Source organism: Clostridium sp. JS66 (assembly GCF_033561535.1).
In the GTDB taxonomy this organism is placed as follows: Bacteria; Bacillota; Clostridia; order Clostridiales; family Clostridiaceae; genus Clostridium_AM; species Clostridium_AM carboxidivorans.
In genome coordinates, this window is sequence record NZ_CP131467.1 from 1123459 (window position 1) to 1137458 (window position 14000).

The window sequence follows — 14000 nt, forward strand, 5'->3', positions numbered from 1 at the left end:
GTTTACAGCTTTTTTTATAATAAAAGGAATTTAAAACTCAATGTAGAATTTCTAAAGTAAACAGAGTTTTAAAGGGATAAAAGAGGTGAGTTTATGCTAGATGTTCATATACAATTTGATGATATAGAAATGTCCAATATAAATGAAGAAGATTTGCCGCAGGTTCAAAAGTGGATGGAATGTCAAAAAAGCTTTTTTAAGGAAGAAACTGATTTAAATGATTTGAGAGAAAGATTTTTGGAGAGCTATATTAGTGAATGTGAATTCTTTTTAAAAATAAATCAAAACTTAAAATTAATAGGTATTTTAAAAGGAAGATTAGAATTTAAAAATCCAAGTGAAGCATGGATATGGTATTTCTATATTAATGATAATTATAAAAATACAGAACTTAATAGCTTAACTGCAAAAAAAATTATGAAGTATTTTTCCGATGAATATGGTATCAATACATTTTTTATTAGAATGATGAAGGAAGATAAGAAAAGTATAGATTTCTGGAAGGGGTTGGGGTTTGTGAGCATAAGATTAGTAAAAAACTTTTATAATATTCATGGTGAATATAAGGATATGATAATCATGAAAAGATAGAAACATGATTTATAATAGGAATAAATTTTCTCATGCCTAAATATTAATATTATAGAAACATTTAATTTAGGGGTGAGAAAATGAAATACACACGATATGATTTAAAAAACAAAAATAATGGCAAGACTTTTATTCTGCTTGTATTATTGGTACTTGTTTTAGCTTTCTTATTTGGAACTATAATCTTTAAACTTTTTTCAGGAAACTATAACGGTGGAAAGAGCTTGAAAAGTGAGACAAGCACTGGAAAAAACTCTGTTAGTAAAGGCAATATGCAGAATGTAACAAACCCAAATAGCATTCAGGCAGCTAAGTTTATAGTCATACAAGGAGGAATATATGAAAATAAAGAAAATGCAGAAGCAGAAAAAAATTTATTGAATGCTTATGGAATTCCATTTACTGTGACTGAAGACAATAAAACTAGGGTGCTGCTTGGTATATACGTTGAGGACCAAGGTGAGAAAATTATAAAATCTCTTAATGATGCAAAAGTGGATAATTCTAAAATGTTATTTACAATAAATAAAGATAATATGTGTGATGCGGAAATAGCTGAAATTATAAGTGCTAATATACAAATACTAAATAAACTTTCAGAAAAAGATGTTAAAGCTATACAGACATCAGAACTTAAAAAGTGGTGTTCATCCCTTAATAATGAAAATAATCAAGGTAAAAATATAGCTGTATTAAAACAACTTAAAAATGACGTAAATAAAATGCCAAAAGAAATTTCTAAAGATAAAGCAGCAGAAAATTATATTTATTTATATCAAATTTTAAAAAAAGTAGGTATTAATAAATAGTTCAAATTATAAATTATAAAGGATTTGAATAATGGATTTCATTATTTAAATCTTTTTTTTTAGATAAAATTATAAAATTAATTATATTTTAATCTGTTATATTAAAATTTTTTTTAAACAATACTATATAGACTTGTTTATGTTTTTATTAAATGATAAACTATATTAGATATATAATTAAGGCAGGGGATTTATTTTGAGAGGGGCTGAAAAAGGTATAGGTTTTTTGTGGTTTATAATATTTCTAGGAGCAGTATGCGGAAGCCTTATAGGTGACATACTAGGAAATAATTTAAGCTTTTTAAGTTTTTTGAAAAATTCTTATGCTATAGGAACGTCTACACCAATTTCATTAAATCTTAAAGTCATGATTGTAACTTTAGGACTAAACTTTAATATTAATGTTATGACTATAATTGGTATTATTATGGCTATAATATTATATAAAAGACATTAAAGAAGGGATACGATGGAGATTATTTTAGCATCAGCTTCCGCTAGAAGACAGGAACTGATAAAAAGATTAACAAATGATTTTAATGTGATAATAAGTGATTTTGACGAAAATACTATTAAATTTAAGGATGATTGTGGTCTTTATGTAATGGATATAGCTGAAGGAAAGGCATTGGAAGTTAAAAGCAGGGTGAAAAATCAAGCTATAATTATAGGTTGTGATACCATTGTGTCTTTTAATGGAAAAATACTTGGAAAACCTAAGGATGATGAAGATGCTTTTAATACCCTTAAAATGTTAAGTGGTAATGTGCATGAAGTGTATTCAGGATTAGCTGTATTAGATAGTACGTCAGGAAACATAAAGAGAGATTTTGTCTGTACAAAAGTGAAATTTTCACCAATGTCAGATGAACAAATAAAAAAATACATAGAAACAGGAGAACATAAAGACAAAGCTGGTTCTTATGGCATTCAAGGGTATGGAGGAATTTTTGTTGAAGAAATTCACGGTTGCTATTATAATGTTGTAGGACTTCCTTTGAATAAGTTGTCAAAAATGTTAAGAGGGATGGGGGTAAATCTATAGAAGGAGTATAATTAATGGAACAAACATTGAGAATTATGGATTTACCTGAAAATGAAAGGCCTAGAGAAAGATTATTAAGGTATGGTACACAAAGCTTATCAAATGCTGAACTTTTAGCTATAATATTAAGCTCTGGAACTAAGAAAGAAAATGTATTGAGCTTAAGTAATAGAATTATAAAGGAAACTGGAGGCTTAAATGGTCTTTTAAAGTCAACGGCAGAAGACTTTATGAGTCTCAGCGGTATTGGAGAAGCAAAAGCAGCACAACTTATGGCTTTATTGGAGATTTCTAAAAGATTTAAATCTTACAGAGATGGTAATGACTACAAGGTGTCTAAACCTAGGGATGCAGCAGCACTTGTTATGGATGAGATGAAAAATTTTAAGCAGGAGCACCTAAAGGTTATTATGTTGAATACAAAGAATGTTGTATTGTTTATTAAGGATGTTTCCGTTGGAAGTTTGAATTCATCTATAGTTCATCCAAGGGAAGTGTTTTGTGATGCTATAAGAAAAAATAGTGCTTTTATAATTGTGTGTCATAATCATCCTTCAGGGGACCCACAACCTAGCAATGAGGATATAAATGTAACAAATAGATTAAAGGAATGTGGCAAACTTTTGGGTATAGAATTACTAGACCACTTAATTATAGGTAATGGAAGGTATATTAGCTTAAAAGAAAAAGGAATATTGTAAAGTTTGAAAGGAGAAATTAATATGGGTTTTTTTGGAATATCTAGAGATATGGGAATTGATTTAGGAACAGCTAATACTTTGATATATGTTAAAGGAAAAGGTGTAGTACTTAGTGAACCTTCAGTTGTAGCAATAAATAGTGATGTTAAGAAAGTTCTTGCTGTTGGAGAAGAAGCAAAGCAGATGATAGGAAGAACTCCAGGAAATATAGTAGCTATAAGACCATTAAAAGATGGAGTAATAGCTGATTTTGATGTTACTCAGACTATGCTTAGAAAATTCATAGAAAAAGTAAGCCCTAAGTCTGCGTTTACAAGCCCTAGAATAGTTATATGTTTTCCTTCAGGAGTTACTGAAGTTGAAAAAAGAGCAATAGATGAAGCTACAAAGCAGGCAGGTGCTAGAGAAGTTTTACTTATGGAAGAACCAATGGCTGCTGCTATAGGAGCAGGACTTCCAGTAAATGAACCAACTGGAAGTATGATAGTAGATATTGGAGGGGGTACTACTGAGGTTGCAGTAATATCACTTGGAGGTATTGTTACAAGTAAATCTTTAAGAGTAGCTGGAGATGAACTAGATCAGGCTATTATAAGCTATATTAAGAAGGAATATAGTCTTATGATAGGAGAAAGAACAGCTGAAAATGTTAAAATAACTTTAGGTTCAGCTTTTGATATTGGAGAAGAGGAAACAATGGAAATAAGAGGAAGAGATTTAATATCAGGACTTCCTAAGGTTGTAAATATTACTGAAAGCGAAGTAAGAGATGCATTAAGTGAACCAGTAGCTCAAATAATAGATTCTATTAAAACTACATTAGAAAAAACACCACCAGAACTTGCTTCTGATATTATGGACAAAGGAATTATGCTTGCAGGTGGCGGTGCAATGCTTAAAGGATTAGACCAACTTATAAATAAAGAAACTCATATGCCTGTTCATATAGCAGAATCTCCTCTTGATTGTGTTGCACTTGGTGCTGGAAAAGCATTAGATACTATTGATAAAATAATAGCTAGTAGAAAATAGTATATAAGTTATGAAGATTTTTAGAAATAAACTGGCGGTAGCTATTGTAGTACTGTCAGTTACATTTTTAGTTTTAATTTCACAAAGTATCAAGAGAGATAAAATGTTTTTTTTGGGTAATGGCATAGGTTTTACTTTTAATTCAGTTCAAGGTGGTATATATAACTTTAATAATAAAATAAAACAATCAGTAAGTTTTATTTTTAGTTTTTCTAGTGTTAAAAAAGAAAATGAAGATTTAAAAAAGAAAAATAACGAATTGGAAAGCAAACTTATAGAATATGATTCAATTAAAAGTCAAAATACAGAATTAAAAAATATGCTCAATTTTAAAGAGCAAAATTCAGATTATAATTATATAGGCTGTGACATAATAGGAAAAAGTGGAAATGGAATGTTGGATCAGTTTTATATAAACAAAGGAAGTAAGGATGGTATAGAAAAACAGCGTATAGCTATAGCAGACGGTGGACTTTTAGTAGGTCAGGTAACTTCTGTAGGAAGCAATTGGGCTATCATTCAAACATTAGGCAATGAAAATATTGCGGTAAGTGGTATTGTGGGAAGTACTAATGAAAATGGTATAGTTAGAGGGTATAAAGATACTAATAATAGATTGCTTGCAAAATTATATTACCTTCCTCAAGATTCTAAGATAAAAGTTGGAGATGCAATTGTAACGTCTGGTGCTACAACTGACGATATAGGAAATTATCCTAAGGGTATCAGGATAGGTTCTGTAACGGAAATAGAAGATGATAAGGGTAAGGTAATGAAAAATGCTGTAATTAAACCTTATGTTGATTTTAATAAACTTGAGAAAGTTCTTATAGTTGTACCTAAAAACAAAATAGATGTGAAACAATAAGGTGATATAAAATGAGAAAAATATTAGTTCTATTTCTTTTATCAATTTTATTTTTCATGTTAGATAATGTAGTTATGCCATTTTTAGCTATTAGAACCATATATCCTAGCTTACTTTTAGTATTCTGTATATGTTATTCTATTGTAAATGGGAAATGGGAAGGTTTATGGCTTGGAGTCTTTTGTGGTATACTTCAGGATTCATATTTTATAAATGGTTTTGGAGTAAATACATTTGCTAATATGATTATATGTGTAATAGCAGGATTCATAGGTGAAAATATATTTAAGGAAAAGAGTATGATTCCTATAGGATCATGTTTTTTACTAACTCTTTTGAAAGGGTTAATTTTAGTTTCAATATTATACTTAAATAAAATATATACAGATATAAGCAGTATATTTTTTATAAGTCTTTATGCTATGATTATGAGTATTGTAATGTATAAGAAAATTTACAGATTGTGTGAAAAGCAATATATGCAGCGAAGATGGAAGTTTTAGGGGAATGGTGATTTAATGGAAGGTAAGAAAGAAAGAAAGTTTACTCGTTATACTGCTTTAATAGTAATCATGGTAATTATATTTACTGCTATTGCTGGAAAATTATTTTTTCTTCAAATACTTGATGGTCAATCATATAGCGAAAAAGCAAATAATAAGTCCATAAGAGAAATACCAGAGGCTGCACCAAGAGGAAGTATTTTAGATAAGAATGGTTCTGTACTAGCTTCAAGTAGTGTAATTTATGCTTTAGTTTATAATCAAACAGATGAAAGTGACAAATATTTTTTTGATACTATGAGTAAGGTATTTGATATTCTTGATAAAAGCGGAGAAACTCAAAAAGATGATTTTGAACTTAAAGTTAATCCATATAATTTTCAATTTAGAGGCGATGATGACAAAACTAAAAGAGCACTTGAAATAAAGTTTAAAACAGATAGAGGATTTGCAGATGAAATAAAAAATAAGCTGTATAAAAATAAAAAAGATAAGCTTACAGAGGCGGAAAAAGCAAAAATTGATGAAGAACTTCTTAAAATAACACCAGAAGAAACCTTTAAGAAGCTTGTAAAGCAATATAAAATTGATGATAAAAAATACTCTGTAGATGAGCAAAGAAGATTTATGATAATAAAAGATACATTAAAAATGAATAGTTTTTCAGGATATAAGCCAGCAGTAGTTGCAACCAACATAAAAAAGGAAACTGCATTTAAATTCATCCAAATGCTAAATGATTTTCCTGGTATAGATGTAACTACGCAGCCTATGAGAACTTATCCCAATGGGGAAGTAGCATCTTCTGTTTTAGGATATATATCTAAAATAGGCTCAAATGATGATAAATATACAGAAAAGGGTTATGATGCTAGTACAGATTATATAGGTCAATCTGGAATTGAAAGTGCTTTTGAAGATAGACTTAAAGGGTCTAAAGGTGGAAAAATTGTAAAACTTAACAAGCAAGGAAGAATACTTGAGGAGCTTGGAAAAAGGGATCCTTATCCAGGTCAAACAATTCAACTTACTATAGATAAGGATGTTCAGGCGGCTACAGAAAAGGCATTAGATGACAGGATGAAATATTTAAGAGCAAATCCTGCTGAACAGCAAGGCTCTTATACAGCTAATGCTACAAGAGGAGCAGCTGTAGCTATAGATGTAAATACTGGTGCTATAGTAGCACTAGCCAGCAGACCAGGTTTTGATCCAAATGCTTTTGCAGCACCAGGAGGTCTATCTTCTGATTTATATAACACATACTATCCTGATATAGCAGAAGCTGGTAAACGATATATTGAAAACATGGGTATTTCAGGTGACAGTGAAGAAGATACATTAAATAAATTGTTTCCTGTAGATAAAAGTGTAAAAGGTAAAACAGTAAGGCAGGATGCTAAAGATATATTACCAAAACCGTTATTTAATTATGCAACTCAATCAAGATCTATGCCAGGATCTACTTTCAAAATGATGACAGCAATTGCAGGTCTTGAAAGTGGTGTAATAACTCCAGATTTTGGTGTAGATGATGAAGCGAAATTTGATAAGGGTGGAAATAATTGGGCACATTTTGATACAGATGGTCCCAATGGATGGGTAGATTTAGCAAAGGCTATAGAAAAATCTAGTAACCCATATTTTATGGAGGTAGGTAAACGTCTTAGAAATAAATATAATGATGATATTTTAGCTAAGTATGCATGGAAATTTGGATTAGGAGCTGATCCTACGTCCAATTCTACAAAATCTACAGGAATAGAAATACCTGAGGCATTTGGACAAGTATTTAACAGCTGGTCTTTGAAAAATACTTATTCTCAAACATATTTATGGACAACTATGGAAACCTTAAAAGCTGGATCAGATGACAAAGGGAATAAGTTTACAGCTATAGATTTATACGATAGAGATGGAGATTCAAGTAAGGTTAAGAGTATAAAAAGTGACATAAAGAAGCAGATACAAAGTTCCATAAAGGATGGAGATAAAGCTTTTAACAAGGATACTTATAAGAGTTTAATTAATAATTTAGTACAAGAAGATCCTCAGTATAAGGATAAGAATATAAGTGACAAGGAAATGAAGTCCATAATAAATGCCATTTATTATGTAGCAGTTTCAGATGCTAACAGCCAGATTAGGGCAGGATTTAGTATGTATGATGCTTCCATAGGACAAGGTATAGATGCATTTACTCCAGTCCAATTAGCAAATTATATTGCAACTATTGCCAATGGTGGAACAAGATATAATGTACATCTTGTAGATAAATTTTTAGATGCTAATGGAAAACTAATTGAACAGGTTAAGCCTGAAGTTGCCGAAAAAACAGGAGTTAAACAGGAAACTTTAGATGCAGTTAAAGCTGGAATGAATGCAGTTAATGAAAAAGGTACTGCAGCACAAGCGTTTCAAGGTTTTACTATACCAACAGCAGGAAAGACAGGTACAGCTACTATAGCTAATGATCAAGAAAGCTTTGGAAGAACAGATACAGCAGTATATGTTGGATTTGCACCTTCAGATAAACCTGAAATAGCTGTATGTGTTATGTTGTATGATGGTGGTCATGGTAGTGGAGCAGCTTATGTTGCAAGAAGTATGTTTGAATCATATTTCAAAGTAGGTAGCAGTAATACTTCAAAAAGTGATACATCTACACAAAATTAAAATGATATTAAATGAATAAAAGATATATACAATCAAAACAATGATTGTATATATCTTTTTTATTTTTTGTATTAAAAGTACTTTAATACCTTATATTGAAGTATTATGAATATTATGGTATTAATTATATATAATGAAATTTTAGGGGAATGGTGATTTTATGGAAGGTAAGAAAGAAAGAAAGTTTACTCGTTATACTGCGTTAATAGTAATCATGGTAATTATATTTACTGCTATTGCTGGAAGGCTATTTTTTCTTCAAATTCTTCAAGGTGAATTCTACAGTGAAAAAGCAAATAACAAGTCCATAAGGGAAATACCAGAGGCTGCACCAAGGGGAAATATTTTAGATAAAAATGGCTCTGTATTAGCCAAAAGTGTTCAAACTTATACGTTAGTTTATAATCAAACAGATGAAAGTGATAAACATTTTTTTGACACTATGGGTAAGGTATTTGATATTCTTGATAAAAGTGGAGAAACCCAAAAAGATGATTTTGAACTTAAGATAAATCCATATAGTTTTCAGTTTAGGGGCGATGATGACAAAACTAAAAGAGCACTTGAAATAAAGTTTAAAACAGATAGAGGCTTTGCAGATAAAATGAAAAATAAGCTATATAAAAATAAAAAAGGTGATCTTACAAGTGCAGAAAAAGCAAAAGTTGAAGAAGAACTTCTAAAAATAACACCAGAAGAAACCTTCAAGAAGCTTGTAGAGTTATATAAAATCGATGATAAAAAATATTCTGTAGATGAGCAAAGAAGATTTATGATAATAAAAGATACATTAAAAATGAATACTTTTTCTGTATATAAACCAGCAGTAGTTGCAACTAATATAAAGCAGGAAACTGCATTTAAATTTTATCAAATGTTAAATGAGTTGCCTGGTATAGATGTAACTAGGGAACCTATGAGAAGCTATCCGAATGGAGAATTAGCATCTGCTGTTTTAGGATATATATCTAAAATAGGTTCAAGTGATGATAAGTATACGGAAAAAGGATATGATGTTAGTACAGATTATATAGGTCAATCTGGAATTGAAGGTGCTTTTGAGGATAGACTTAAGGGATCTAAAGGTGGGGAAATTGCAAAACTTAATAAGCAAGGAAGAAAAATTGAAGAACTTGGAAAAAGAGATCCTTATCCGGGACAAACTATACAGCTTACAATAGATAAAGATATACAAAAAGCTACAGAAGATGCATTAGATCAAAAAATGAAGGAACTTAGAGAGAATCCTTCACAGGGTAGCTCTTATACAGCTAATGCTACCAGAGGAGCAGCTGTAGCTATAGATGTAAATACTGGCGCTGTAATAGCACTAGTCAGCAGACCAGGTTTTGATCCTAATGCTTTTGCAGCACCAGGTGGATTATCTTCAGATTTATACAAACAGTATTATCCGAATATAGCTGATGAAGGAAAAAAATACATTGAAAGAATGGGTATCGCAGGAGAAAATGAAGAAGACACATTAAATAACTTGTTTCCTGTGGATACAAGTGTAAAAGGTAAAACCATAAGAAAGGACCTTAAGGATACATTACCAAAGCCATTATTTAATTATGCTACCCAATCAAGAGCTATGCCAGGATCTACTTTTAAAATGATGACAGCAATTGCAGGTCTTGAAACTAGAGTAATAACTCCAGATTTTGGTGTAGATGATGAAATGTACTTTGATAAAGGTGGCGGAGAGGCTGGAAGAGTATATTTTAGAGATGATGGTGCAAATGGATGGGTAGATTTAACAAGGGCTATAGAAAAATCCAGCAACCCATATTTTATGACTGTAGGTAAAATGCTTAGAACTGCATATGATGATAATATTTTAGCTAAATATGCATGGAAATTTGGATTAGGAGCTGATCCTACTTCTAATTCTAAAAAATCTACAGGACTAGAAATACCAGAAGCTTTTGGACAAGTATATAACCTTTGGTCTTTAAAAAATAGTTATGCCCAAACATATTTGTGGAAAACTGAGGAAATATTAAAAGCTGGATCAGATGATAAAGGAAATAAGTGCACTTCCATAGATATATATGATAGAGATGGAGATTCAAGTAAGGTTAAAAAAATAAAAAGTGATATAAAGACTCAGATACAGAACTCAATAAAAGATGGAGATAAAGCTTTTAATAAGGATACTTATACAAGTTTAATTAACAATTTAATACAAGAAGATCCTCAGTATAAGGATAAAAATATAAGTGACAAAGAAATAAAAGCTGTAGTAAATATTATTTATAATGTAACAGTTTCTGATGCCAATAGCCAGATTAGAGCAGGATTTAGTATGTATGATGCTTCCATAGGACAAGGTATAGATGCATTTACTCCAGTTCAATTAGCAAACTATATTGCAACTATTGCTAATGGTGGAACAAGATATAGTGTACATATAGTAGATAAGTTTTTAGATGCTGATGGAAAGCTAATTGAGCAGGTTAAGCCTGAAGTTGCAGAAAAGACAGGGGTTAAACAGGAAACTTTGGATGCAGTTAAAGCTGGAATGAATGCAGTTAATGAAAAGGGTACTGCAGCAGAGGCATTTAAAGGTTTTACTATACCAACAGCAGGAAAAACAGGTACAGCAACTATATCAAATGATGCACAAAGCTTTGGAAGAACAGATACAGCAGTTTATGTTGGATTTGCACCTTCAGATACACCTAAGATAGCTGTATGTGTTATGATATATGATGGTGGTCATGGTAGTGGAGCAGCTTATGTTGCAAGAAGTATGTATGAAGCATATTTCAAAGTAGGTAGCAGTAATAGTAAAAATACTAATAGTAATAACAATGATAATTAGTAGTTAAAAAAACATATCTATTGAAAATTTAATAGTGTTAATTGTTATAAAAAGACATATGCAAGGAAAAATACTTGTATATGTCTTTTCTTCTGTTAAAAATTACCAGGAATTTAATTATTAACATTGAAGCATTATACATATTAGGATATTTATATATTTATGTATTGATAGCTTTGTAAAATTTAAAAGAATGGTGATTTTATGGAAGAGAAAAAACAAAGAAAGTTTACTCGTTATAGTGCATTGATATTGATTATGATAATTATATTTACTGCTATTTCTTCAAAGTTATTTACTTTGCAAGTCTTTAATGGTGAAACATATAGAGAAAAAGCAAGTGTTAAGTCATTAAGGGAAATACCAGAGGTTGCACCGAGGGGAAATATTTTAGATAAAAATGGTTTACCGCTGGCATTAAACACCCAAACCTATATTTTAGTTTATAATCAAACAGATGAGAGTGATAAATATTTTTTTGATACCATGAGTAATGTATTTAATATTCTTGATAAAAGTGGAGAAACCCAAAAAGATGATTTTGAACTTAAAGTAAATCCATTTACCTTTGAATTTAGAGGTGATGATGATAAAACTAAAAGATCACTTGAAATAAGATTTAAAACAGACAGGGGATTTGCAGATGAAATAAAGAATAAATTATATAAAGATAAGAAGGGGAAGCTTACATGTGATGAAAAAGCAAAAGTTGATGAAGAGCTCCTAAATATAACTCCAAAAGAAACCTTTAACAAGCTTGTAAAGAGGTATGGAATTGATGACAAAAAATATTCAATAGATGAACAAAGAAGGTTTATGATAATAAAAGATGAGTTGAAAATGAATAGTTTTTTAGGATATAGACCAGTAGTAGTTGCCAACAATATAAAGAAGGATACTGCATTTAAATTTATTCAAATGTTAAATAATTTTCCCGGCATGGATGTAACTACACGACCTATGAGAATTTATCCCAATGGAGAATTAGCATCTGGAGTTTTAGGACATATAGCTAAGATGGATTCAAGTAATGATAAATATTCAGAAAAGGGATATGACATTAGTTCGGATTATGTAGGTAAGTCTGGAATTGAAAGTGCCTTTGAAGATAGACTTAAGGGATCTAAAGGTGGAAAAATTGTAAAGCTTAATAAATATGGGAGAATAATTGAGGAACTTGGAAGTAGAGATCCTTATCCAGGCCAAACAATTCAACTTACCATAGATAAAGATGTTCAGGCAGCTACAGAAAAGGCATTAGATGGCAGAATGAAATATTTAAGAGAGAATCCTCTTGAGCAACAAGGTTCCAATACAATTAATGCTACCAGAGGAGCAGCTGTGGCTATAGATGTAAACACTGGTGCTGTAATAGCACTAGCCAGCAGACCAGGATTTGATCCAAATGCTTTTGCAGCACCAGGTGGACTATCTTCTGATCTTTATAAAAAGTATTATCCTGATATAAATGAATTTGGAAGGCAGTATATTGAAAGAATAGGGCTTATGAATTATTTTTCAGAACAAAGTGAAGAAGATGTGTTAAATAAGTTGTTTCCTATAGATACAAGTGTAAAAGGTAAAATTGTAAGAGTAGATATCCATGATGTGTGTCCAAAGCCTTTATTCAACTATGCTACTCAGTCAAGAGTACCTCCAGGATCTACATTTAAACCTATGACAGCAATTGCAGGCCTTGAAAGTGGAGTAATAACTCCAAACTATGGAGTAGATGATACAGGAGAATATGATATAGGAGGAGGTCACGTTATACAGTTTAAATTAGATGGTGCCAATGGATGGGTTGATTTAACACGCGCTATAGAAAAGTCTAGTAATCCATATTTCATGCATTTAGCTAAACTTTTAAGAAATGCTTTTGGTGATGATTCATTAGCCAAATATGCCTGGAAATTTGGATTGGGAGTTGATCCTAAGTCCAATGTAAAACCATCAACAGGAATAGAAATATCAGAAGCTTTTGGTCAAGTATTTAATAGTTGGTCACAAAAAAATCAGTATGCACAAACATATTTGTGGAAAATTATGCAAGAGTTAAAAGCTGGGGTAGATGATAGAGGAAAAAACATCACAGCCATAGATTTATATGATAGAAGTGGAGATTCTGATAAAGCTAAAAAAATAAAAAATGATATAAAGAAACAGATACAAAATTCGATAAAGGATGGAGATGAAGATTTCAATAAGAATACTTATAAAAATCTAATTAATAATTTGATAGAGGAAGATCCTAAATATAAAGGTGCTAATATAAATGAAGATCAAATAAACTCTATAATAAGCAATATTTATTATATAGCAGTTTCAGATGCTTATAGGCAAACTAAAATAGGGGCACCTATGTATTTTGCTTCCATTGGCCAAGGTATGGATGAATTTACTCCTGTGCAACTAGCAAATTACATTGCAACTATAGCTAATGGGGGAACCAGATACAGTGTACATCTTGTAGATAAATTTTTAGATCCTGATGGAAGGGTAATTGAACAGGTTAAAACTGAAGTTCTAGAAAGAACAGGGATTAAACCTGAAAATATAGCAGCTATAAAAGCAGGAATGAAGGCTGTTAACGAAAAAGGTACTGCGTCAGAAGCATTTAAAGGATTTAGTATAAAGACAGCAGGAAAGACTGGTACAGCTAGCTTGAATGATCAAGAAACATTCGGAAGGACAGATTTTGCCGTATACGTTGGATTTGCACCTTTAGAAAATCCTAAAATAGCTGTATGTGTCATGATATTTGATGGAGGCCAAGGAGCTAGTTCTGCTTATGTAGCAAAAGAGATTTATGAAGCATATTTTAATAAAATAAGTTGAATATGTAATTAAAAGGTATATATAAGGAAAAAATGCTTGTATATATCTTTTTTTTAAAATAAAATTGACTTAGAAGGATTTAAAATTTTAATGTTGAAATATTACATTGA

At 30.8% G+C, this 14000-nt stretch carries 11 protein-coding genes; all 11 read left to right on the plus strand.

What is annotated here, in order from left to right:
• The first annotated feature begins 93 nt into the window (after positions 1-93).
• The 11 genes from Q6H37_RS05250 (at position 94) to Q6H37_RS05300 (ending at position 13890) form a co-directional block, all read left to right on the plus strand.
• Positions 94-591, plus strand: a complete 498-nt coding sequence (locus Q6H37_RS05250) for a GNAT family N-acetyltransferase (protein WP_318739730.1) — start codon at positions 94-96, stop codon at positions 589-591.
• An 80-nt stretch (positions 592-671) separates the two neighbouring features.
• Positions 672-1400: a hypothetical protein gene (locus Q6H37_RS05255; protein WP_318739733.1), complete on the plus strand. Its 729-nt coding sequence runs from the start codon at positions 672-674 to the stop codon at positions 1398-1400.
• Positions 1401-1596: 196 nt separating this feature from the next.
• Positions 1597-1857 carry a DUF4321 domain-containing protein gene (locus Q6H37_RS05260; RefSeq protein WP_318739734.1) on the plus strand — a complete coding sequence of 87 codons (261 nt, stop codon included), beginning with the start codon at positions 1597-1599 and terminating at the stop codon, positions 1855-1857.
• A gap of 12 nt (positions 1858-1869) precedes the next feature.
• Complete coding sequence (locus Q6H37_RS05265) at positions 1870-2445, plus strand: Maf-like protein (protein ID WP_318739736.1); 576 nt, start codon at positions 1870-1872, stop codon at positions 2443-2445.
• A gap of 14 nt (positions 2446-2459) precedes the next feature.
• The gene (gene radC / locus Q6H37_RS05270) at positions 2460-3146 is read left to right on the plus strand and encodes a RadC family protein (RefSeq protein WP_318739739.1); all 687 of its coding nucleotides are present in this window, start codon (positions 2460-2462) and stop codon (positions 3144-3146) included.
• Positions 3147-3167: 21 nt separating this feature from the next.
• On the plus strand, positions 3168-4178 hold the full coding sequence (locus Q6H37_RS05275; RefSeq protein WP_007063280.1) for a rod shape-determining protein: 1011 nt from the start codon (positions 3168-3170) through the stop codon (positions 4176-4178).
• Between the two features lie 10 nt (positions 4179-4188).
• Positions 4189-5046 carry a rod shape-determining protein MreC gene (gene mreC, locus Q6H37_RS05280; RefSeq protein WP_318739742.1) on the plus strand — a complete coding sequence of 286 codons (858 nt, stop codon included), beginning with the start codon at positions 4189-4191 and terminating at the stop codon, positions 5044-5046.
• Positions 5047-5057: 11 nt separating this feature from the next.
• Positions 5058-5549 (plus strand): rod shape-determining protein MreD, encoded by a 492-nt coding sequence (gene mreD / locus Q6H37_RS05285; protein WP_318739744.1) that lies wholly within the window; start codon positions 5058-5060, stop codon positions 5547-5549.
• 15 nt (positions 5550-5564) lie between these two features.
• Positions 5565-8225: a penicillin-binding transpeptidase domain-containing protein gene (locus Q6H37_RS05290; protein ID WP_318739746.1), complete on the plus strand. Its 2661-nt coding sequence runs from the start codon at positions 5565-5567 to the stop codon at positions 8223-8225.
• 160 nt (positions 8226-8385) lie between these two features.
• The gene (locus Q6H37_RS05295; protein WP_318739747.1) at positions 8386-11052 is read left to right on the plus strand and encodes a penicillin-binding transpeptidase domain-containing protein; all 2667 of its coding nucleotides are present in this window, start codon (positions 8386-8388) and stop codon (positions 11050-11052) included.
• Between the two features lie 204 nt (positions 11053-11256).
• Complete coding sequence (locus Q6H37_RS05300) at positions 11257-13890, plus strand: penicillin-binding transpeptidase domain-containing protein (protein ID WP_318739749.1); 2634 nt, start codon at positions 11257-11259, stop codon at positions 13888-13890.
• Positions 13891-14000: the final 110 nt, after the last annotated feature.